This window comes from Spongiivirga sp. MCCC 1A20706, assembly GCF_046524175.1.
Classification (GTDB): Bacteria; Bacteroidota; Bacteroidia; order Flavobacteriales; family Flavobacteriaceae; genus Spongiivirga.
This window is the reverse complement of record NZ_JBEFZF010000001.1, coordinates 179,108-200,629: the sequence shown is the minus strand read 5'-3', so window position 1 is coordinate 200,629 and position 21,522 is coordinate 179,108. Positions and strand designations below refer to the sequence as shown.

Annotated in this window: 23 protein-coding genes; 16 read left to right on the top strand and 7 right to left on the bottom strand. The window is 35.6% G+C overall.

Going from position 1 to position 21,522, the window contains the following annotated elements:
- The first annotated feature begins 23 nt into the window (after positions 1 to 23).
- The 6 genes from ABN763_RS00905 (at position 24) to ABN763_RS00880 (ending at position 3,706) form a co-directional block, all read left to right on the top strand.
- Positions 24 to 515 carry a hypothetical protein gene (locus tag ABN763_RS00905; RefSeq protein WP_410483520.1) on the top strand — a complete coding sequence of 164 codons (492 nt, stop codon included), beginning with the start codon at positions 24 to 26 and terminating at the stop codon, positions 513 to 515.
- Between the two features lie 136 nt (positions 516 to 651).
- The gene (locus ABN763_RS00900; protein WP_410483519.1) at positions 652 to 831 is read left to right on the top strand and encodes a hypothetical protein; all 180 of its coding nucleotides are present in this window, start codon (positions 652 to 654) and stop codon (positions 829 to 831) included.
- 11 nt (positions 832 to 842) lie between these two features.
- Positions 843 to 1,694 (top strand): C-GCAxxG-C-C family (seleno)protein, encoded by an 852-nt coding sequence (locus ABN763_RS00895; protein WP_410483518.1) that lies wholly within the window; start codon positions 843 to 845, stop codon positions 1,692 to 1,694.
- 67 nt (positions 1,695 to 1,761) lie between these two features.
- Positions 1,762 to 2,334, top strand: coding sequence for an outer membrane beta-barrel protein (locus ABN763_RS00890; RefSeq protein WP_410483517.1), 573 nt, complete (start codon positions 1,762 to 1,764; stop codon positions 2,332 to 2,334).
- Positions 2,335 to 2,354: 20 nt separating this feature from the next.
- Positions 2,355 to 2,801 carry a hypothetical protein gene (locus ABN763_RS00885; RefSeq protein WP_410483516.1) on the top strand — a complete coding sequence of 149 codons (447 nt, stop codon included), beginning with the start codon at positions 2,355 to 2,357 and terminating at the stop codon, positions 2,799 to 2,801.
- Positions 2,802 to 2,863: 62 nt separating this feature from the next.
- On the top strand, positions 2,864 to 3,706 hold the full coding sequence (locus ABN763_RS00880) for a universal stress protein (RefSeq protein ID WP_410483515.1): 843 nt from the start codon (positions 2,864 to 2,866) through the stop codon (positions 3,704 to 3,706).
- Here the strand turns inward: ABN763_RS00880 and ABN763_RS00875 are convergent.
- Positions 3,703 to 4,920 carry a metallophosphoesterase gene (locus tag ABN763_RS00875; RefSeq protein ID WP_410483514.1) on the bottom strand — a complete coding sequence of 406 codons (1,218 nt, stop codon included), beginning with the start codon at positions 4,918 to 4,920 and terminating at the stop codon, positions 3,703 to 3,705. The genes ABN763_RS00880 and ABN763_RS00875 overlap by 4 nt on opposite strands.
- 369 nt (positions 4,921 to 5,289) lie before the next feature.
- Between ABN763_RS00875 and ABN763_RS00870 the strand changes: the two genes are divergently transcribed.
- From ABN763_RS00870 to ABN763_RS00860, 3 genes are read left to right on the top strand one after another with little or no spacing between them, the layout of a single operon-like run.
- Positions 5,290 to 6,471, top strand: a complete 1,182-nt coding sequence (locus ABN763_RS00870; protein ID WP_410483513.1) for a hypothetical protein — start codon at positions 5,290 to 5,292, stop codon at positions 6,469 to 6,471.
- Position 6,472: 1 nt separating this feature from the next.
- Positions 6,473 to 7,138 carry a dienelactone hydrolase family protein gene (locus ABN763_RS00865; protein ID WP_410483512.1) on the top strand — a complete coding sequence of 222 codons (666 nt, stop codon included), beginning with the start codon at positions 6,473 to 6,475 and terminating at the stop codon, positions 7,136 to 7,138.
- Positions 7,131 to 7,784 (top strand): phosphoribosyltransferase, encoded by a 654-nt coding sequence (locus ABN763_RS00860; protein ID WP_410483511.1) that lies wholly within the window; start codon positions 7,131 to 7,133, stop codon positions 7,782 to 7,784. The genes ABN763_RS00865 and ABN763_RS00860 overlap by 8 nt, the downstream gene beginning before the upstream one ends.
- A gap of 8 nt (positions 7,785 to 7,792) precedes the next feature.
- Here the strand turns inward: ABN763_RS00860 and ABN763_RS00855 are convergent, their stop codons facing one another.
- Positions 7,793 to 8,719 carry a hypothetical protein gene (locus ABN763_RS00855; RefSeq protein WP_410483510.1) on the bottom strand — a complete coding sequence of 309 codons (927 nt, stop codon included), beginning with the start codon at positions 8,717 to 8,719 and terminating at the stop codon, positions 7,793 to 7,795.
- 781 nt (positions 8,720 to 9,500) lie between these two features.
- On the opposite strand from ABN763_RS00855, the gene ABN763_RS00850 reads away from it, so the two are divergent.
- From ABN763_RS00850 to ABN763_RS00820, 7 genes are all read left to right on the top strand, one after another.
- Positions 9,501 to 10,544 carry a S1C family serine protease gene (locus ABN763_RS00850; protein WP_410483509.1) on the top strand — a complete coding sequence of 348 codons (1,044 nt, stop codon included), beginning with the start codon at positions 9,501 to 9,503 and terminating at the stop codon, positions 10,542 to 10,544.
- A gap of 90 nt (positions 10,545 to 10,634) precedes the next feature.
- Positions 10,635 to 11,126, top strand: coding sequence for a hypothetical protein (locus ABN763_RS00845; protein ID WP_410483508.1), 492 nt, complete (start codon positions 10,635 to 10,637; stop codon positions 11,124 to 11,126).
- A gap of 11 nt (positions 11,127 to 11,137) precedes the next feature.
- On the top strand, positions 11,138 to 11,509 hold the full coding sequence (locus ABN763_RS00840) for a GerW family sporulation protein (RefSeq protein WP_410483507.1): 372 nt from the start codon (positions 11,138 to 11,140) through the stop codon (positions 11,507 to 11,509).
- A gap of 187 nt (positions 11,510 to 11,696) precedes the next feature.
- Positions 11,697 to 13,040, top strand: a complete 1,344-nt coding sequence (locus ABN763_RS00835) for a cation:proton antiporter (protein WP_410483506.1) — start codon at positions 11,697 to 11,699, stop codon at positions 13,038 to 13,040.
- 82 nt (positions 13,041 to 13,122) lie between these two features.
- Positions 13,123 to 14,343, top strand: a complete 1,221-nt coding sequence (locus ABN763_RS00830) for a sulfite oxidase (RefSeq protein WP_410483505.1) — start codon at positions 13,123 to 13,125, stop codon at positions 14,341 to 14,343.
- A gap of 5 nt (positions 14,344 to 14,348) precedes the next feature.
- A complete protein-coding gene (locus tag ABN763_RS00825; protein ID WP_410483504.1) occupies positions 14,349 to 14,801 on the top strand; it encodes a monoheme cytochrome C in 453 nt (150 codons plus the stop codon).
- 170 nt (positions 14,802 to 14,971) lie between these two features.
- Positions 14,972 to 15,841, top strand: a complete 870-nt coding sequence (locus ABN763_RS00820) for a sterol desaturase family protein (RefSeq protein WP_410483503.1) — start codon at positions 14,972 to 14,974, stop codon at positions 15,839 to 15,841.
- A 14-nt stretch (positions 15,842 to 15,855) separates the two neighbouring features.
- On the opposite strand, the gene ABN763_RS00815 is transcribed toward ABN763_RS00820, so the two are convergent.
- From ABN763_RS00815 to ABN763_RS00795, 5 genes are all read right to left on the bottom strand, one after another.
- Positions 15,856 to 16,527: a DNA alkylation repair protein gene (locus ABN763_RS00815; RefSeq protein WP_410483502.1), complete on the bottom strand. Its 672-nt coding sequence runs from the start codon at positions 16,525 to 16,527 to the stop codon at positions 15,856 to 15,858.
- Entirely contained in the window at positions 16,524 to 17,792 is a 1,269-nt protein-coding gene (locus ABN763_RS00810; protein WP_410483501.1) for an MFS transporter, read from the bottom strand. Before ABN763_RS00810 ends, ABN763_RS00815 begins: the two co-directional genes overlap by 4 nt.
- Before the next feature lie 83 nt (positions 17,793 to 17,875).
- Positions 17,876 to 18,466: a hypothetical protein gene (locus tag ABN763_RS00805; protein ID WP_410483500.1), complete on the bottom strand. Its 591-nt coding sequence runs from the start codon at positions 18,464 to 18,466 to the stop codon at positions 17,876 to 17,878.
- A 67-nt stretch (positions 18,467 to 18,533) separates the two neighbouring features.
- Complete coding sequence (locus tag ABN763_RS00800; RefSeq protein ID WP_410483499.1) at positions 18,534 to 19,427, bottom strand: TIM barrel protein; 894 nt, start codon at positions 19,425 to 19,427, stop codon at positions 18,534 to 18,536.
- Positions 19,428 to 19,462: 35 nt separating this feature from the next.
- Positions 19,463 to 21,514 carry an HD family phosphohydrolase gene (locus tag ABN763_RS00795; protein ID WP_410483498.1) on the bottom strand — a complete coding sequence of 684 codons (2,052 nt, stop codon included), beginning with the start codon at positions 21,512 to 21,514 and terminating at the stop codon, positions 19,463 to 19,465.
- Between the last annotated feature and the right edge of the window lie 8 nt (positions 21,515 to 21,522).

The following is a 21,522-nucleotide window of genomic DNA, read 5'->3' as shown; positions in this document are numbered from 1 at the left end:
TAATTAAATCAGCATTTGGCATCATGGCTGCAATTCCAATAAATAAGAAGGAAAAAAGCATAATCATAAAAATATATGATACAATAGCCCAAATTGAGCATGCCCTTTCAACTCTTACTCAAAATGAAGATAGCGCACTTAACACTTCAATTTTAGGTAGGATTGCTATATCTGAGACTGAGAACCTTAAATTTAAAGCATCAATAGAAAAAGAAAAACAACGTTGGCATAGTATTCTACAATCCGATGGGCCTTTTCAATATTACAATACTCCAGAAATAGGAATTCTATTTTCGGTTGGACCTATATTCAAAATTTTGTCGAATAGAGTAAATAGTAAAGCCATCGCAGAACTTTCAAATGGTATTTATGGTGTTTTGAGAGGTCTAGGAGCATCTGAATTCCAAGCAACAACGTACATTCGGGCATTACAAAATGATCGTTACATTCTAATTCAAAGAGAAAGTCTTAACGGTATCGACAACAACTATTTTTCTACTCTTTATGAAGGATGAATGTCAGCACCACAATCGGTTATGTCCACTTCAAAAAGCGGTATTAAGGTTAGCTAGCTGATCGTTTTTAAGATGATCTTTGTCATTTGGATTTTGATGCTATTGCGTTACTTTTCCTATGCATAAATATATAATCATGACATCTAGAAAAGACGACAGAAGCATGTGGGCAATTGGCGGTTCTACCATAATAGGGGTTGGTATTGGGTTAATTTTTGTCCACTCATCTCCCATTTTGATGACTGCCTCAATTTTAATTGGAGTCGGGTTTGGGTTAATTATAACTTCCTGTATTTCAATTAAAAACAAAAGTTAATATAACCAACAATGGGCGATACAATTAAAAAGTTAAACGACACCAAAGAAATATTTAAAAAGTGTGGTAGTTGTTCGAGAACTTTTGCACACTTGTTGAACAGAGAATTTGGTGAAACCAAAAAAGAAGAAGAAATCGCTTTAAATCCGTTAGCAGGTGGTATTATGAATCAAGGCTATCAATGTGGAATGCTTTGGGGTACTGCTCTAGCCATTGGCGCTGAGTCATATCGTAGATTCAAAAATCCGGAAAGAGCGATGTATGTGACCATTATGGCAACACAATCAACAATACAGTCATTCATTAAAAAATCGGGTGCAACAAATTGTAAAGATCTTATTGGTTATGACCTTACCAAATTCATAGGAATGACAACATTCATGATTAAAACAACTTTGAAAGGTATGAATAACTCATACTGCTTTAACCTTGCTGAAACATGGGCCCCAGAAGCTATAGAAACTGCCCAAAAAGCATTGTCGCAAGAGTATATCGAAATCTCGAAGCCGGTAAAAAGTTGTGCAACACAAGTAGTACAACAAATGGGCGGTGATGATGAGCAATCCATTATGGTAGCTGGTTTTGCAGGAGGTTTAGGACTAACCGGTAATGCATGTGGTGCTTTAAGTGCCGCCATTTGGAAAAGAATGCTTGATTGGTGCCGGGATAATCCTGGAAAGAATCCCCCATTTTTTAATAACTCCCAAGCAAAAAAAATCCTGAAAAAATTCAAAGAAATTACAAATGGCAAAATGCTGTGTAGTGAAATATGTGTTAGAAAAATAGCGTCTATTGAAAACCATGTCAATTACCTTAATGGTGGTGGGTGCAGCGAACTTATAAATGAACTAGCGGCAATTTAATTGGTTTATATGAGATCGGTATTTACTAGCAATCCATTCTGAAAGTTAAAATACAATCGCGAATATTATGCAAAAAGTCGTTATTTATACTATAATTCTGCTTACATGCCAACAGGCGAGTACACAGGAAAAATGGGGTGTACATTTTAAACCAAGTATGAATTTTGTGACGGAAGATTTAGATATTTTGGACTCACAGGTGGGCTTTGGATTTGAATTTGACATATCCTACAAATTCATAGATTATTTTGAAGCTTACGCTGGTTGGAATTGGAATTCTTTTAAGATAACAACCGATGAAACCAATAGAAATGATCTCAATACTTTTGGTTACACGTTTGGGCTACATTTTATTCATCCTGCTAAATCAACCAACCTTTCATACTTTGCTCAAATTGGCGGTGTTTATAACATCATGAGATTAGAAAATGAAAATGGCAGAACGGTTGCAGAATCAGATAATGGACTTGGCTGGGAAATTGCAGCAGGAGTAGAAATTGCTTTGGGAAGCAGTACTTGGCATCTAAGGCCACAAATTGGCTTTAGATCATTTTCAAGAGATTTAGTCATCAATAATTTAAATTCTCAAATACAATTAAACCATATTTTTCTTAGTAACGGTTTGATAAAACGATTCTGAACAATCACAACATAATAACAATGAAAAACAAATGGAAAAACCTCTTAATAGCGTTACTGGCTTTTCTTGGGTTAGGTGCGGTTTATGGCGGGTCACTATTAATTATATCACCCTCCGGTAAACTATTGGGCATGCCCATTTACCTTTTAGAATCAACACCTTTTAATAATTTCTTAATTCCTGGGATTTTTTTATTTGTAATTAACGGGATTGCCCCCTTATTGTTAATTATTGCATTTATAAAGAAACCCGATTCAACACTGGCAGAACGTTTAAATATATTTAGTGATATGCATTGGTCTTGGTCATTTATTATCTATCAGGCAATCGTATTAATTTTATGGATACAGATACAATTAAACCTTATTCAAGGAATTAGTGTTGTGCACACATTTTATATAGTCTTGGCCATAATAATCTTACTAATAGCCTTACAACCCTCGATAAAAAAAGAATATCGGATGTAAAGATTGATCATTATCATTTACTGTGGCTAAACTGATAACTAGTTTTGTACAAACATCTGGTTATGAAAACAATTATCCATGCTACTGATTTTTCGGACAACTCTATTAGCGCATTGAAATATGCACATTCACTCTCCAAAAAATTGGATGCAAAATTACGGGTTATTCATGTTTTTTCACTCCATGCTATACCTGGAATTCGTTTTAATCCTACTGACATACAATTAAATACTAATATCATGAAGGATTTCGAAGCAAAAATTCTAGATCTATGCAAGCGTACTCTTGGTGATGATATTAAAAATGTGGAAGTTGAGGCTATCGAAAATAGCTCGATAGTCAAAGGAATTCTTGGAAAAATTACGGAGATAAAACCCTTGCTCTTAGTATTAGGAATGAAAGGCCAAAGCGTGTTTAAAGATTTAATTATGGGGAATACAACACGGCATTTAATTGAAAAATCGAATTGCCCCTTACTTGCGGTGCCAGACGATTATAATACAATGGGAGATATTAGTACTATTATTTACGCAACAGATTTTCAATCTAAAGATGGAAATGCAATCGCTCAACTAAGCGAACTAGCGAGGGTATTTATGGCCGAAATCAAGGTAGTGCATTTTTCAAAAAAAAATCATCCTGAAAACGAACATAAAATGAGAAGGCTTAAAGCTGAATTATCAGAAAAAACAAAATATAACAAAATTAAGTTCGAGGTAGTTGTAGCGGATAATTCATTCTATGCAATTAATGCTTATCTGAGAAAAACAGGAGCCAATTTATTGGCTATGCTAGAAAAAGAAAAAGTTGGTTTCATTAAAAAAATAATTCATGAGAACCTAGTCCAAAAAATGAACGTTTTGGGTAGTACACCCTTGCTCAGCTATAACGAAAGTAGCTATTAATTAGTCTCTAACTCAATAAACGTGATCTCTGGACGCATACCCAATCTGCCGGGAAAACCCAACCATCCTAAACCTCGATTAACGTACAAATATTGCTGTTCAATATTGTAAAGACCCGCCCAATACTCATATTTATATTTAATAGGGCTCCACTTTTTAGTTTTTAGATTTATCCCCGCCTGCATACCATGCGTATGTCCGGATAGGGTTAAATCTATATTAGTCTTAAGTACAACTTCTTCTTTCCAGTGGGAAGGATCATGAGATAGCAAAATCTTAAAGCCAACTTCATTAACGTTTTTTAGAGCAATCGTCAGATCTCCATATTGTTTAAATGGCGGACTTCCCCAGTTCTCAACGCCAACAATAGCAATATGTTCATTATTATTATCAAGAATTACTGCTTCATTTAACAAAATTCTAAAGCCAATCTCATTAATAAAAATCTTGATCGCATTAAAATTATCTTGCTTATCCTCTTCGGAAGACCATTCACTGTAATCACCATAATCATGATTTCCAAGGACTGCATATTTTCCTTTTTTGGCTTTTAACTGATCAAAAGTAGATTTCCAACCTCTTAGCTCCCATGCAAAATTATTTACCAAATCGCCTGTAAAGAAAATAAGGTCTGGCTCTAAATGGTTAATCATCCTGACTGCCCGGTCAAAAATATGATAGCGTGAATTGAAACTTCCCAGATGAATATCTGATACCTGAACAATTCGTAAGCCATGAAAATGCTTTGGCAGATTGTCAAAACCTAATCGAACACGATGGACTTTAAATCGATACAGTGAGCGGAAAATACTATAAACAATTACGAAAAAAGGCAAAAAACCCGATAATAACCCCAATAGCGGTACTACTATCAATGATTCAGTATCTGAAAAAACATAGTTTGTGGCATAAAGTGTTGTAACTACAATAACAAAAATAAATTTTGGAATAAATGACGAAACTGTCAGTCCGTATATCGATGAGATCAAACGTTGCCTTCGTTTGGGAGATATACTTTCTATTCTAATCTTAAGCACTAAAATAGCAGTAACAAGACCAATGGTAAAAATCCAAAATAGTATGTTGATTAGCATATTAAACAAAGAGGAAACTACAAGCTGAGTAATAGATTGTAACCAATAAAAAGTGATAACATCTAGTGTTAATATCGCAAGACAGAGTACTATAATCACAACAATCGAATAAGATCGCATTGTCAAATATTTATGAAATAAAAAAGGACATACTATTGTTTAAATAGCATATCCGCTTTTCGGTTTTATAACAAATAAAGTGGTTTCTAAAAAAGCAAATTTAACAACAGTAAAAGAAGGCCATAGGCCAAAGCAAAACATATAAAAACCACATAAAGCACTCCTAGAGATCTGTTTTCCATTTTTGTTTAGTTTAAGTTGTTTCGAAAATTCAACTCTAAAAATATGGGTTCATTACGGGTTTTAAAATGACAATTATCAATCCAAGCTGAGATACAATAATCTACAAGTTATTGGTTTTGACTAAGATCATTCTAGTTTTTACCTGCTCTTACTACCTTAATTCAGCTAAATACAAAAGTGTCAATTATGAAAACTTATCTCAATTTATTATTCTTATTAATACCGCTGCTGCTAACCAGTCAAATTGAAACCAATGATGAGATCATCATCAACAAAACTAAACAAGATGATATATACCTTGCTGGTGAAAAAGTAAAAATTAAGGCCTTAGTTAATGGGGACGCCGTTGCTGCTGCTGGAGAAATTATAGTCAAAGATTCAATCAATGGTGATTTGATAATTGCTGGTGGCGAATTAAGAATAGAAGGTCATATTTCTGATGATATACGAGCTGCTGGTGGAACACTCATAATAGATGCTATTGTGGACGATGATATTATCATTGCTGGCGGAGATATTACCATTACCGAAGACGCAATAATTAAGGGTAATTTAATTGCTTTCTCTGGAAGAGTGAAGTTTTATGGCACTGTAAAAGGTACCGCTAAAATAACTGGTGGTGAAGTAGATCTTCAAGGTGACATAGAACAAGATCTGGTATTAAAAGGGGGTGATGTACTCATTAATGGTCAAATTAAAGGTAAATCAACACTTATAGTAGAGGAGCTTGAAATTGGCGAAAAAGCTAAGTTTTACGGCAATATACAGTATTGGTCAGATAATGAAACCGTTGATTTTGGAGAATCTTTAGTAAATGTCAAAGCAAGCTATGATGAAGCATTAGCTTTTGAAAACAGCGAATTTTCATTGCAGTTATTTGGAGTACCCAAACTAGGTTCTTGGGTGTTCTATTTGGTATCTGCATTCTTAATAATTACGCTGCTTAATATACTTTTCAAAACAAAATTTAGCGAGGCAGCAACCCATTTGAATACTAATATTACTAAAAGTATTGGTTATGGCTTGCTATACGTATTCGGCTTACCTTTAGTTATTGTGCTATTGTTTGTAATCATATTTGGTATTCCTTTTGGAATATTTTTACTCATATTTTATCTATTTAGCCTTTTCTTCGGACCGATTGTAGCTGCGCTATTAGCAGCTCATTACCTAAACCAACGCTCCAATAAATCATGGAATTTCTGGAAAATGTTATTAATTGCTCTTAGCATTTCGATTGTGTTCAGACTATTCATGATCATTCCATTTATTGGAGTTATAATTACCGGATTGGTTATTGTAGTTACGTATGGTTTGCTGAGTCTTTTAGTTGTCAACAGAAATAAACAAGCCGCAACGGCTCATTAAAATGAATAAATCGATCACTCATACCGAGCTTACTATCAAACTTAAAGATATCTCTTTAAGAGGAATACTCTCAATTCCTAAGAACGCTGAAGGAATAGTAATTTTTTCTCATGGAAGTGGTAGCAGTAGATTAAGTACGCGTAACAACTTTGTTGCGCGTACTCTAAATAATGAAGGATTAGCAACGCTGTTGTTCGATTTATTAACTTTTGAAGAAGATATGATATACGCGAACCGATTTGATATTGACCTATTAACATCAAGGTTGGTACAAACTACACAATGGGTACAACAGCAAGAGAAAACCCCTACTTTAAGTATTGGCTATTTTGGATCGAGCACAGGGGCTGCCTCTGCTTTACTAGCTGCTGGCATATTGGGAAATCAAATACATGCAGTTGTATCAAGAGGTGGACGAACCGATTTGGCAATTCCTGATATCAGAAATGTCATCGTACCTACACTATTTATTGTAGGGGAACTTGACAAAGCAGTTATTAGTTTAAACAAAGAAGCCTATGAGTACCTAACCAAAACAAGAGAGTTTGTAATTATTCCCGGTGCATCACATTTATTTGAAGAAGCGGGAACACTAGAGCAGGTCTCCGAAGTGGCAACAAAATGGTTTAAAAAATGGTTATCACCAACACTAGTAAAAAATGTATAAGGACAGAATAAACGCAGGAAAAAAACTAGCGCAACAGCTTCTTCACTACAAAAATGACAATCCGTTGGTTTTAGCAGTCCCAAGGGGTGGATTACCTTTAGGTAAGGTGGTTGCTGAAACATTGAAAACACCACTTGATATTGTTCTCAGCAAGAAAATTGGGCACCCTTATAATAAGGAATATGCCATTGGTGCCGTTAGCCTAACAAACCATATTTTAAATCGAACCGTGGGCATTTCTGAAGATTATCTGTTTCAAGAAATCACCAGAATTAAAAAAAATCTAATAGAAAAACATGAAAAATATTACCAAAATGTCGAGCCACAGCCTCTAATAAATAAAACGGTAATTATTGTTGATGATGGCGTAGCGACTGGAAGTACCTTGCTCGCTACAGTAAATCTGGTATCCAAACAACAACCCAATAAAATTGTAGTAGCTATTCCTGTAGCTTCTAAATCAGCCATCGACAGGCTTAACGCTTCAGATGATATTCATGAAATAATATGTTTACAAACCCCAGATCACTTTAAAGCAGTAGGACAGTTTTATGACGATTTTACCTCAGTTTCCGATGAGGAAGCAATTCGTATTCTAGAAAACGCTAATAGTAACAACGCTCTTGTAAAGAAAACAACCGACTGATTCACAGCTCAATCTGGCAAAAAATCAAAATGATTAAGTACACGCAATGCCCGAAGCGTATTTAACCTACTGGGCTTGCCGGCTTTTTCTAGTTCAAAATGAATTTTTCCCGGATGTTTTGCCTGAAGGTTCCAAGTACCGTTCTTATTTCTTTTTTGTAGTAAGACATCTATTGCCGGTTGCATGCGGTTATCCCATTTTGTTTTTGAATATTGAAAATAGTCAAGCGCTCTTAAAATATCATATCGCCATCTGCTTGGATAACTCAAACGCAAAAAATCGTTGTTAATAATATCACCGGTTCTGTCAGACTTAAATAGTTTGTGTAATAATATAAATTCCTTGGCATCAGTTATTACTTTCTTCACCTCATTAATGCGATAGTCATGGTCATTCTTTTCATATTCCGTTAATCCTTCAAGCACCGATATTGTCGAGTGCAGCGAACTATGCTTGGCACCCGACCTATTCGATCTGCAATTAAAGCCACCATCTTTCATTACTTCGCTTAAAAGCATATCGATTATTGTATGAAACTGAAGTGCCGGCATCCTAAAATAACAGGCATAGCTTAGAAACATACCATTTACACAAACATCACTTTTACCTGAAATAGGATAAATACCACCGTCATTAGCTTTATGTTCTTCCAATATTCTTTGAATTGACCGACAAATAATTTCAGTATCCGGAGCAATACAAAGGTTTCTAATGTCTAATAGCGTATAATGAGAAGATATCCATTTGGGTTGATAAAATCCTTGTCCCCAATAACCGTTGGCATTTTGTTTCTGAATAAAATGAGCACCCCAACCTTCGATAGCAATTCGTTTTTGTAAATCTGTTTTATTTACAGAAAGTAAATCTCTATGCGTTTGGTATTGTATTGAAACATCACCTAGAAGAAGCCAATTAATTAACTCGTTATAGCTCATTTTAGGAAGATCTTTTAAACTTGACAAGAACTGCTAAACCCACAACAATAAATACTAAGAAAATAGCTATTGAAACAATAGTGCTAAAAGGATGATATGAATACGTGCTTGCTGAATGTATGCTCCCCGACACAGTCATTAGCATACCTGTAACTCCGACCAGTAACATATATATTAATACCATTTTACTAGCATTTATAGTTAAAAACTCTAAAACAAACATATTAGGGACCCCTGTCTTTCCAAATGATTTAGGTCAGCTGAAAAAAAAATCAAAAAAAGTTTACCAAATTGATCTAGGTCAATTTCTTGTCCCTATTGTATGAGTATCTTTACACTAATATTAAAAGCGTTCTTTTACAATATGATAAAAGCTCTTAAATTGGAAACAGTTTGGGAGTTTTAGAAAATGTGAAAATATTAACTCCTTTTAGTTTTGTGTTGTTTTAGCAATATGACGATGCTAAATTAATTTACGGCTTTAGTGTAACTAACATTTTCTGAGAAGCAGATATTAATAAATATCTGCTTCTTTTTATCAAATTGTACTAACATATAGTAGTATCGGTTTAGGACGATATTATTCATGCTAAGCAATTGTTATTGTTTATCAGACCTAAAGCTTTTAAATAAAATTAGTCGTTTGGCAGGAAGCGAGTATAGTAACATATACTCGCTTTTTTTTATCCATTATTATCATGATCAATATCAGTTCAAACGTTGTATAAACAGCATACTTTTAAAGGACGTTAAATACCATTATAAAGAAAAAATAATGCTTATGACCTCCTTTAAACGCATATTTGAAAGTTTACTTTTTGCCAACCTATTTGTTGGTATGTCGTTTGGACAAAGTATTAGTGAGTTGTATAAAAAGTTGAATGAATCAGTTGTTCAAATAAAGACTATACAGTCCGAGATTGTGAACCAAGGTACCTGGCAAAATGTTATGCCAGTGGAAAATATTGGGACTGGATTTGTAGTTTCCAAAAAAGGTGAAATCGTAACTGCCGCACATCTGGTACAGGTTGCTGAAGATATATTAGTAGCCTTTAAAGATGGTACTGAAATTCCTGCAAAGGTAAAATACTCCCACCCAATAGCAGATGTCGCCTTAATTTCACTGCTAACCACTCAAAATAAAAAGCTTTATCCTTTAAAGTTTGGTGACTCTGACAACACCAATATCGGTGATAAAATCTTCGTTATTGGTGCTCCCTTTGGTCTGGAACATTCACTATCTGTTGGATATATCGGTGGTAAGTACAAGCAAAAAGATTTACAAAGCGGTTTTATAACAACCGATTTCATACAGACCGATGCGGCCATAAACGAAGGAAGTTCAGGTGCTCCCTTATTCAATATGTCAGGTGAAGTAGTCGGTATTGCAAGCTTTATTTTAACACGTTCTAAGGGATTTCAGGGAATTAGCTTTGCAGCCAGTTCCAATATTGCCCTAAACCTACTAAGTGATGAATTTGGCATTTGGACCGGTATTCAGTCTTATTTAGTTGATGGACATTTAGCAGAGTTATTAAACATCCCACAAAAAGGAGGTGTATTGGTACAAAAAGTTGCCACTTCTTCAATGGGTGATTTCATGGGACTTCGCGGTGGTTGCTGTAATATGAATATCGCCGGAGAAGAATTGATTGTAGGAGGAGATATCATTTTAGCTATTGAAAATATTTCGTTAACTAATGAAGAAAGTCTTCTTAAAGCTTGGAAAAAAATCCAAACAATTCAAACAGGAGAATTCATTAGTTTAAAAGTTTTAAGAAAAGGAAAAACGATTTCAATACGCAAAAAACTTCCTGATAAATAAGGGAATATTTAGGTTAGTAAATTTAATTCTCTTGATCTAGATCATTGTCAACCCTATAGATTTCAGCTTCATTTGCAATAAAATAAGACCATGTTATTGGCTATTATGATAATGCTGCTTTTGTTGTTGGTAATTGGCTTACTTTTTATCCCAGTAATCATATACATCGACACTGAAAGAAATGAATATTACATGAAGCTAAAGGGTTTAGCAAGAGCTAGTATTCAACAACATAAAAAGGAGTTGATTTGTGTGAAACTAGAAGTACCTTTTTATCATTTTTGTTTCTATCCGCTTAAAAAAAAACAAATACAGCAGGAGCGTAAGGCAAAGAAAAAGAAAGGTAGTTGGACAGCTAAGATGAAAAAAATTATACGTTTCATCAAGTCTTTTAAGGTTACAAAACTTAGCATCGATTTAGATACAGGAGACTGTATTATCAATGCCAAACTGTATCCAATTTTTGCCTTATTCAATTATAACAAAGGTAGTGCTCACATCAACTTCCAAGGTAAAAACAAGTTCTTACTAGAGCTAAAGAATAGGCCAATATATATGGTAAGATCATTAATTAACATTTAAAAATTTACATCATGGATTTACATTTTGAACAAGCATTAAAACAGATTACGGACTTTATGAAATCAGAAGCAAAAACTGAAACTGTAATTGGGGACCAATTTCAATTAGGTGAGTTTACTTGCGTTCCGGTTATTAAAGTTGGAATGGGCTTTGGATCAGGTGGTGGTGAAGACACAGCCACCAAAGCCAGTAAAAGCAAAAAAGAAGGAATGGGTGCAGGAGCAGGCATGGGAATTGAACCCATGGGGTTCTTAGTAACTCGAGAAGACAATATTTCATTTATTGAAACGGGCAAAGCTCACGGATTGGCGGCGGCAATCGAAAAAGCTCCTGAGCTTATTGAAAAATATGCTGAGCATAGAAAAGAACGTGAAATGGCTTAGATATATTGTTAATATTTAAGGGATAACCATAGTTTACACTTGTCAAAAGTTCACTGTAGTCATATTATAGTGAACTTTTAGATTTTAAACTACATACTTCACCTTAATCCCCCCTGAAAAAATAGATTTTGATTACTTCATCTTCTATCCTACCTTGCTAGAGCTAACCAAAAGCAACAACCTCAAAATGGACATCTTATCTGCCTATAATCTGATCATAGAACTTTCTGTGATCATTATTATCTCATTTTTATTCGACAGAATTTCAAAAAGAACAAACGTTCCCTCGGTACTGATGTTAATTGCATTAGGCATCATTATTCAGTATGTTCTAAAAATCTTCAATTTCGGTGCCTTCGACTTTTTTCCAATTCTGGAACTACTTGGCATAGTCGGATTAATTATGATTGTTTTGGAGGCAGCTCTCGACCTCAAATTAGAAAAAAGCAAAATAGGTCCTATTACTAAATCACTAGTAATTGCACTTATCAGCTTGGTAGGATCGGCCTATGCAGCAGCATTGATTATAGTTTCATTAATAGATGGTATGACCATGGCGCAGGCGTGGTTATATGCAACACCACTTTCCATTTTATCAAGTGCTGTAATTATACCTAGTGTTGAAAACTTAACCCCTAAGAAGAAAGAATTTCATATTTACGAAGGTACCTTCTCGGACATTCTAGGTATTATGATGTTTTATTTAATCATTCAGTTAATGAGTCCAGGAGAAGAAAGTGCAGTCGCTAGTTTCTCAATCAGTTTTCTAGCTACGGTCGTATTTTCTGTGGTTATCTCATACATTATCATTTTAATCTTTCAACGTATCGAGCGTCGGGCAAAGTTGTTTTTATTGATTGCTGTATTACTACTATTGTATGCGCTGGGCAAAAAACTTCATTTATCATCGTTGATCATCATCTTAATATTTGGGCTTATTCTATCCAACACTAATGTATTTTTCAAAGGAAAGTTAGCTAAGGTACTGAAAGATGAAATTGTAAAGGATATGTATCATGAATTACACATGATAACCGCTGAAACGGCCTTTGTCGTAAGGACACTTTTCTTCGTAGTATTCGGATTATCGATCGTTGTCACATCATTACTAAGTCTGAAAGTAGCGCTGATTAGCCTTTTAGTATTGGCTTCAATTTTTGCCATACGATGGATTGTTTTACGCGTTTTCATAGGTAAAGACATCCGCCCACAATTATTTATCGCGCCTAGAGGTCTTATCACCGTATTACTGTTTTATGCAATTCCGGAAAATTTAAAAGTTGAAAGCTTTGAACCCGGTATACTGCTATTCGTTGTTATTGGCACCAGTTTAATCATGACATATGCCTTAATTGATAATAAGAAAAAAGAAGCTCGATTGGCACAAATTGAAAGGCAAACTGCAGTTATTGATATAGAAAAATCAGGAGAAGTTTCAGATGACCTACCTCTTGAAGATGAAATAATACAAGAAAAGGATTTTTTAGATGATGATATCCAAGAATTAGATATCAACGAGCAACCGGAATGATCTTGTTTTTTTAAATGTAACCAAGGTCACAAATCAACAATTATAAATGCCGTAATTTTATAATACTAGTTAAAGAACGTTAGTGAAAAGAAGAAACTTCATTAAAAAAGCAGCTTTGGGCAGCACAGCATCAGTTGTTGGTCCATCTATTGTTTTTGCTGATTTTATTCCGAAAGGGTATGTCCCCCTATTCGAACAGGATACTGATCCTTTCAAGTTGTTTCAGAAAGACGCTGAGATGACTGTTTTAAATGAAAGGCCATGGAACATTGAAGCGAAAGCCCATTTATTAGACGATGACATAACACCTAATAAATACATGTTTATTCGCAACAATGGCATTATTCCCAAAAACATTGATGTCAACAGCTGGACATTAACAATCGACGGAGAATCGGTAAATCAGAAAAAGACATATTCCTTAAATGATCTTAAAACAAAATTTAGGCAATATACTTATCAACTTACCTTAGAGTGTGGAGGCAATGGACGTAGTGAATTCGATCCTCCTGCAAAGGGTAACCAATGGACCGTTGGTGCGGTATCCTGTGCAAAATGGACAGGAATACGATTACGTGATCTTTTAGTAGATGTTGGCATAAAAGACAATGCTGTTTACGTTGGTTATCATGCTGCTGATGCTCATTTAAGCGGAGATGATTCAAAAGAACCAATTTCGCGAGGCGTTCCCATTGCAAAAGCGATGCAAGATGAAACCCTCTTGGCATTCAAAATGAATGACCAAGACATTCCGCTGGCCCATGGTTTTCCTTTGAGGCTGGTGGCCGGTGGTTGGCCAGCATCTGCTTCAGGAAAATGGGTAACTAGTTTAAGTGTTCGTAATAAAGTGCACGACGGCGCAAAAATGACAGGTACTGCCTACCGAATTCCTTGTAATCCGGTTGCTCCTGGCACTAAAGTGAAGGACGAAGATATGTGCATTATAGAGTCAATGCCGGTAAAATCATTAATTACCTATCCAAAATCAGGAGCTATAATTAAAAATGGTTACGTACTAGCGATTCGTGGTCACGCCTGGGCTGGGGAATTGACCGTTGAGAAAATGGAATACTCTATTGACTTTGGATCGACTTGGAAAAACTGTACACTCGAAAAACCGAATAATCGATTGGCTTGGCAACATTTTAATGCAAACATCAAGTTTCCAAAAAAAGGGTATTACGAAATATGGGCTCGTGCAACTGACAACAATGGCAAAAAACAACCAATGCTATTACCAGGATGGAACCCTAAAGGATATTTAAATAATGCATGCCATCGAATAGCAATAAAAGTGAGTTAAGGACAATGCAAGATTCATCTAACAACCGTATCAATCGTCCCTTAAAAATTGCTTTAAGAGTTTTCGCGATAACTTTGACCATTGCGGGTGTTGTCCTTTTTTTAGTAAAGTCAAGTACACTTAGTAATGATAAGGTTGAACAAGAATATGTTGCGCAAGGCGCAAACCGTATTGAAAACGGAATTCATGTTCGTACCGGCCTTATCGAAGGTGAAGGCTTGATGGAGGTTGTGTATAATTGCACCAATTGTCATACTGCACAGATTATTATCCAAAACAGAATGAATGCTGAAGCCTGGGCAACAACAATAGATTGGATGCAGGAAACTCAGAATCTGTGGGATCTAGGCGAAAATGAAGATATCATCATCAACTACTTAGTGACCAATTATCCTGTAAAGCCAAAGGGAAGACGCGTAAACTTAGTAGATGTCGAGTGGTATGAGTTAGATGAATAAAGATCAATGTCTGGTCGAGCGCAGTCGAGATCTACTTGACAAAGGTAAGAGCAATCTTGATTAAGAAAAACTTCTTGATTGCGCTCAAGGAGACAAAGAAAGATTAAGTTATGTTATAAGGTCTCATGCATATATGCGACCTAAAGAGTATAAAGGCATACAAAGAAGTTATGAATGAGTATGTAAATGCATTTATCAATGCTTTTAACGGCAGTGTAAACTGGACTTTGAAATCTATCTTTTTCGAGGTACCCTGGTATAATAATTACTTTTGGGGGTTAACTGTTATTTCTTTATTCATTTGGGGATTAGAAGTTGCATTTCCGTGGAGAAAAAATCAAGGTGTCTTTAGAAAGGATTTTTGGTTGGATGGTTTCTATATGTACTTTAACTTCTTTATGTTCTCTATCGCCATCAGCGGATTTTACAAAGTGCTGGGTATCGCTTTTGGAAGTATTGGTGTTGAAGCTACAAGTCTTACCGTCATTAATATAAAGTCCATTCCTGCCTGGGCACAATTACTTGTGTTTTTCATTCTACTAGATTTTGTGCAATGGTTTACCCATGTTTTGTTGCATCGCTATCCTTTTTTATGGCGATTTCATCAGGTACACCATTCTGTGAAGGAAATGGGATTTGCAGCCCACCTTCGGTATCATTGGATGGAAAACATTTTATACAAACCTTTAAAAACTATCGGCGTGATGATCTTAGGTGGTTTTGAACCTGAACAGGCATTTATAGTTCATTTCGCAGCGATTGCAATTGGTCATTTCAACCACTCGAATTTAAAGATTACCTGGGGACCGCTAAAATATGTATTCAATAATCCAGTGATGCATTTATATCATCATGCATATGCCTTACCTGAGGGCACCAATGGCGTTAACTATGGTATTAGCTTAAGTCTTTGGGATTATGTTTTCAAAACAAATTACATTCCTGAAGATAGTGGCACTATTCAATTGGGATATAAAGGAGATGAACAAATGCCAAAGAGTTTTTTAAGGCAGCTGTTTTATGGGTTTAAGAAAGAATGACTAGATTCCTTATTTCACTTAATCAATCGTAATGCCTCTTTTCTGCTTAAATTATTTAAGTCCGGATTAGCTTCTACAAAATCAATTACCCAATTCGGATTGGTACGGCTGTATTCTCTTAAAATCCAACCAATCGATTTATTGATAAAGAACTCTTTTGAGCCTAAAAGCTGATGAATTACACTCTCCAGCAAATCAGTATCTAAGGTTTCTTTATACTTTAATTGAAACAGTATGGCACAGCGTTGTAACCAAATATTTTTGGTGGCTAACCATTGTTTCACCTTAGGCGCTATTTCTCCTGGAAATTTCTTAAAGTAAGGGCCTAGTAATTTCGTGGCAATCATATCTACAGTATCCCACCATGATTGGTTAGTCACCATATACTCAATAAGTGCAATATCTTGTTTAGCCAGTTTTTTTGCATATTTAAAAAACAGCTCCTGAGCAAAATAATGATATTCTCGTTCGGGTTTTTTCCAAAGTGTTTTAATCAAAAAATCCAATTCGTTCTTTTCCGGTAAATATGCCTTCACCAAAAATGGCTTCTGAATCTCTCTTCTTTTGGTGGTGGTTAAGCCATAAAATTCAAACTGATCACGCAAATATGCTTTTTGTTTTGATGCGATTTTAGGATCTGCATGTTTTTCAAACTCCGTTTGTAAGGTTTCTAGATAATCGTTCATCCTACTGAGTCCTTAATTTTATATAAGCGATGATAATACCAAGCGGCTATACCACCTATAAATGAAAAGGTAGCCAGCATCCAAAATACATGTTGATGGCCGAGTTGTCCTTTGGAATTTTCCAATAAATATCCCATTGCAGGGCCGGCAAAAATATCTGGCGTATACCCAATTAATGAGATAAGTCCCACCGCAGTGCCCGTTAGCACCAACGGAATTTGACCTCGTTCCATCACAGCAAAGTACAATGCTCGTGCGGCGTACACCCCGGTAGCTACAATTAGTGTAGAAAGAAAAAATAAGAGCGTCGATGAATCCGTAATGAACCCGAAAGCAAACAATAAAGCACCCAGCACCGCTACAATGAAGCTTACCATTAACCAGAAGGTAGTTTGAGTACGATCGGCTATAAATCCTATCAAAATGCCAATTACGGGCCTAATAACCAGTAAAAAAGTTCCCACTTTCGCTGAGTTTACTTGGTCATAATTCATTACTTCATTTGCATATAATGAAAACACATCAGTTAGCTTATACCCCACATATGCACACAAAATGATAATCATTAATAACCAAACTGAAGGTAATTTCAATACTTCCTTCACCTGTGAGATGGTTATTTTATCAAGTATTATTTTCTTTTCAATATCAGAGTCAAGCTTCATAAAAAACCAAACCAATCCGCCAACAATCGCTACAATCGCAGAGGAGGTCAGTATCACTTGCCTGAACGCTGCCTGACTATCAGCTGCAGTCAATTCAGCCGCCTCTTTGGTAATAAATACCGAAAAAATGAGTACTCCAATTAATCCAAATGAAGCTCCTACCATTCCCCTGCCCCCATCAAGAAAGCCAAAAGCCTTTCCTTGTGAGTCAGTACCGCCCCAAACACGCGTTGCTTTTATCATTGGTGCCCAAAACAAGAAAATAGTAGTAAAGCCCCAATAGCCATACAATACTTTTAACACCAGATAGCTAGGAAAAGTCGCATAAAGCAAGCCGCCCAAAGCCGTCATCCATAAAGCTATGGCGATCAGTTTTCTAGGTGGATATTTATCCGCCAAAGGTCCACCAAATAAATAGGAAAACACAGCCACAATTCCATAAACAGAGAAACAATAGCCAAGCTCAATATTATTTAACGAAAAGGCCGCTAGAACAGTGGGTCTAAATACCCGAGAAAGCACAAAGGGTAATATAAATACAGATTCTCCGGCAAGAATAAGCAGCAACAGAAATTGCCAAGGCGGTCTTTTTTGATTCATTGCAGTTGGTTATAACCACTAATATAATCTATACCAAATAAACCCTATTTCTAGGTTTCAATGCTAACAAGGTTCATTTGATTTTATTCGCAATGATTGTTATAAAAATCAGCCAGTTCGAACGCGTATTTAAAGGTTCGATCATTTAATTGTGTGACCAATTTAGGACAGTCACTAAAATAGGATGCCAATTTTTTCTTTTTTAAACCAAATATGCCTTGGGTTGCCCGTTGAAAATAATAGTCTCCTTCTTTTAAAAATAATTCAAAACCATCGATATACGAACAATCGTCGTCGGTAAATTCTTTAGTATATACTGACATCTCCCCTTTTCTATCTAAACGAAGAAATACCTTTTCACCTGTTCCTTTTTTGTGCGAATAATACAATCGGAACAGGTTGGCATCTTCATCAAACCACTTCGATTCAAACACCTGTCCATTTATGGTATAACTAATCAAATCTTCAGGGCCATACTTCATTCTACCTCCATTGTCTGCACGAAACTTAATCTTTTCAAACAAACGGGCTTTGTTGATATTTCTATCCTGTATTTTACCATAAATCGTATCCTGATTATTCAAAACCACGTAGCCTGATTGAAAGTTTTTTTGACTATATAAAGTTGGTATGCAAAACAATACCAACAGGCTTACCAATATGTTCTTACTCATTTTATAAACGTTAGTTGTTGAGTAAGAGCTATCAAAATTTATACCGAAGCCATCAAACCCCGAATTATTAAAGATATCGTTGCAGGTTTCTCTTGAAGTAGTTGGCACTATAGCGAGCACTTTCCATAGAATTTAGCGTATAATTACCACCTTGCTCGATATAATAGAATTCTAAACCGGAAATCTCCGGATCTGGCATGATCTCTTTATAATTAATAGAGCCGTTCCCTAACTCAGTATAATCTCTTGATTCCTTATGCATGTCTTTAATATGCCACATAACGTAGCGTCCTGGATGTTTCGCTATCATTTCAGCAGGGGTGTTGCTGGCCGAATGCATGACCCAATACATATCTATTTGAAGTTTTACCAAATCAGCATCCGTTTCTTTTAAAACAATATCGTAACCAGAAGTGCCACTCAAATTAGCAAAGTCGAACCCATGATTGTGGTATGCAAATCCCAAACCAGCATTGGTTACTTGTTCACCAATAACATTCAGCCTTTCCGCTGTCCGCTTAAAACCATCGATATTTCTAAATTCAGGAGCAAGCCAGGGCCAGACTATATATTGGCTTTGCATGGTCAAAGCTCCCTCTATACAACGATCGACATATTTTTTAATCGTATTGTCATCACTATTCAAAAAGTTAGAAAACGGATAATGACCGCTGCTAATACTTAGACCAAGATCATCAAGAATTGATTTGAATTCTTTGGTTTTAAAACCATAGTAGGTTTGCACATCGCCGTCAAACCCAAAGTGTTCAAAATCTTCATAGCCCATTTTCTTAAGGGCTTTTAAAGTAGCAACTGGATCTTTTTCCATCTCATCCCGAATGGAATACAACTGATACCCTAACTTGTACTTCGGTCTTTGATCACAAGCCAGTAAAAAACTTGGTATGCTTGCCAATGCGGCGACACCTGCAGACGATTTTATAAAGTTTCTTCGGTTCATTATTTTAGGTAAGACTATTTTTATTTAGGTAGCATCTATTCAGGATACTCTACCCTTAGGTGATAAATATTATTCAACTTACGCTTCAATACTTTTTTGATAATCTGTATCTCTTTAAAGGTGATATTGGCATTTAAGAATTGCCCCTCCTCCATTTGTTTGTCTATAATACGTTCAACAAAATTGTCAATCTTCGTGGCTGTAGGTTCTTTTAAACTCTTAGAAGCTGCCTCTACAGAATCTGACATCATCAGTATCGCAGTTTCTTTAGAAAATGGCATAGGGCCGGGATAGCGGAAGTCGTCAATGTTGGTTTCGGGATCAATCTCCTGCTGTTTCATAAAAAAGTAATATACAGGCAAGGTACCGTGATGGGTGCGTATAAAGTCAATAATGCGATCTGGTAGATTATTCTTTTTAGCAATCTTAATTCCTTCTAAAACATGATCAAAAATGATACGAGCACTTTCATTAGGAGCCAACTCATCATGTGGATTGATTGACGTAGCTTGATTTTCTGAAAAATAAACCGGATCATGCATTTTACCAATATCATGGTATAAAGCTCCTACCCGAACAAGCATTGCATTAGCGCCTATTTCATTGGCAGCAGCTTCAGCAAGATTCGCTACTTGTAACGAATGATGAAATGTTCCAGGGGCTTCATTGGCTAACTCTTTTAATAATTTAGAATTGGTATCAGATAATTCTAATAAAGATACATCAGACACCAAACCAAAAGCCTTTTCATAAATCAGAATCAGAAATAGTACTAGGAAGCAAAGCAGGCCGTTGAGGGCAAAAAAGCCAATGTTCGTCCAATTAAGTTCTTTAATGGTGCCTTCCTGTATAATCACAAAAGCAAAATATGCCAATGCATAAACGAACACGATTTGTCCTAAAGAAATGAAAAGATTTGCTCTTCGGGATAATTCTGATACGGTAAGAATCGTAACAATACCAGCAATGATCTGCAAAAACAAGTACTCAAAACTGTTGGGTACAATAAAGCCCAAAATCAGTACAGTGATCACATGGGTAAAAAGTCCCAAACGCGCATCAAAAAAGGCTTTAATTGTTATAGGTAAAATACACAGTGGTACGATATACACATAATCTGCCTTTACCTTTACAACAAAGGTGGTTAATAATACCATGAGTATCACGTTAAAAAATAAGAAGGTTACCTTAGTATTATCTTCATAAATATCGAAACGGTACTTCTTTAAGAAGAGAAATAACATCAGTAATGCTAGCGCAACGAGCAAAATATAACCAACAACAATCCAATAGTAGTTAGATTCACTCCACACCTGAGATTCGTATTCACTTTTTAACGAATCTAAAATTCTAAAAGTTTGCCCTTCAACTACTTCACCTTTTGAGATAATGCGTATACCCTTTTCAACATTCCCTTTTGTATACGATATATTTTTAAGTGCATTTTCGATTACCTGATCTGTTCGTTCTTTATCAAAAATGACATTAGGCGATACCACTTCAAAAAGCAGATTGTAAACAGCATCCGTTGCGTTTTCAAACCTTGTGCCCCTAGTTTTAACAGACACCTGTCTTTTTAATTGATTGATCTTTAGGAGTCGATCGCGATTGATCTCTTCTAATTGATTACCATTTTTAATAAGATAACCCGTTTTTTTATCGAAACTATCTTCAGTATTCCCAACAACACCAACTTGGTAAAAATCATTTAGAATATTGGTTGCAAATCGTTTGATTTCTATCCTCGAAATACCATTGATAACTGAGTCAGAAAGGATGTTTCGATAAGAATTATCTAATTTTTCAGCAACAGTCACCTCTACATTTTCGTCAACACGATAGTAGGGTGTAATATTCTGACGAATCCGATCTCGGTCTCTTTCTAATTCTGCTTCTGTTTTTTGAATAGCAAAATCGTAGGGAGCATACAAGTTTTCATATTGCCATGGTTTTCCTTTTTGAAACTCGTATTTAAACTTTCCTCCTTTCGGAAAAAAATAAACGATAAGAACTGTTGTCAATACATATAAAAAGATCTTATAGATCAATGATTGATTTTGATAGATCTTACCGCCTAATTTATTCATATAAAGTA

Coding starts and splice junctions, on each gene's coding strand:
- ABN763_RS00800 (WP_410483499.1), bottom strand. CDS start 19,427: ATGAACCGAAGAAACTTTATAAAATCGTCTGCAGGTGTCGCCGCATTG.
- ABN763_RS00850 (WP_410483509.1), top strand. CDS start 9,501: ATGACCTCCTTTAAACGCATATTTGAAAGTTTACTTTTTGCCAACCTA.
- ABN763_RS00805 (WP_410483500.1), bottom strand. CDS start 18,466: ATGAGTAAGAACATATTGGTAAGCCTGTTGGTATTGTTTTGCATACCA.
- ABN763_RS00900 (WP_410483519.1), top strand. CDS start 652: ATGACATCTAGAAAAGACGACAGAAGCATGTGGGCAATTGGCGGTTCT.
- ABN763_RS00840 (WP_410483507.1), top strand. CDS start 11,138: ATGGATTTACATTTTGAACAAGCATTAAAACAGATTACGGACTTTATG.
- ABN763_RS00860 (WP_410483511.1), top strand. CDS start 7,131: ATGTATAAGGACAGAATAAACGCAGGAAAAAAACTAGCGCAACAGCTT.
- ABN763_RS00835 (WP_410483506.1), top strand. CDS start 11,697: ATGGACATCTTATCTGCCTATAATCTGATCATAGAACTTTCTGTGATC.
- ABN763_RS00880 (WP_410483515.1), top strand. CDS start 2,864: ATGAAAACAATTATCCATGCTACTGATTTTTCGGACAACTCTATTAGC.
- ABN763_RS00870 (WP_410483513.1), top strand. CDS start 5,290: ATGAAAACTTATCTCAATTTATTATTCTTATTAATACCGCTGCTGCTA.
- ABN763_RS00845 (WP_410483508.1), top strand. CDS start 10,635: ATGTTATTGGCTATTATGATAATGCTGCTTTTGTTGTTGGTAATTGGC.
- ABN763_RS00820 (WP_410483503.1), top strand. CDS start 14,972: ATGAATGAGTATGTAAATGCATTTATCAATGCTTTTAACGGCAGTGTA.
- ABN763_RS00855 (WP_410483510.1), bottom strand. CDS start 8,719: ATGAGCTATAACGAGTTAATTAATTGGCTTCTTCTAGGTGATGTTTCA.
- ABN763_RS00890 (WP_410483517.1), top strand. CDS start 1,762: ATGCAAAAAGTCGTTATTTATACTATAATTCTGCTTACATGCCAACAG.
- ABN763_RS00825 (WP_410483504.1), top strand. CDS start 14,349: ATGCAAGATTCATCTAACAACCGTATCAATCGTCCCTTAAAAATTGCT.
- ABN763_RS00795 (WP_410483498.1), bottom strand. CDS start 21,514: ATGAATAAATTAGGCGGTAAGATCTATCAAAATCAATCATTGATCTAT.
- ABN763_RS00815 (WP_410483502.1), bottom strand. CDS start 16,527: ATGAACGATTATCTAGAAACCTTACAAACGGAGTTTGAAAAACATGCA.
- ABN763_RS00895 (WP_410483518.1), top strand. CDS start 843: ATGGGCGATACAATTAAAAAGTTAAACGACACCAAAGAAATATTTAAA.
- ABN763_RS00865 (WP_410483512.1), top strand. CDS start 6,473: ATGAATAAATCGATCACTCATACCGAGCTTACTATCAAACTTAAAGAT.
- ABN763_RS00905 (WP_410483520.1), top strand. CDS start 24: ATGGCTGCAATTCCAATAAATAAGAAGGAAAAAAGCATAATCATAAAA.
- ABN763_RS00810 (WP_410483501.1), bottom strand. CDS start 17,792: ATGAATCAAAAAAGACCGCCTTGGCAATTTCTGTTGCTGCTTATTCTT.
- ABN763_RS00875 (WP_410483514.1), bottom strand. CDS start 4,920: ATGCGATCTTATTCGATTGTTGTGATTATAGTACTCTGTCTTGCGATA.
- ABN763_RS00885 (WP_410483516.1), top strand. CDS start 2,355: ATGAAAAACAAATGGAAAAACCTCTTAATAGCGTTACTGGCTTTTCTT.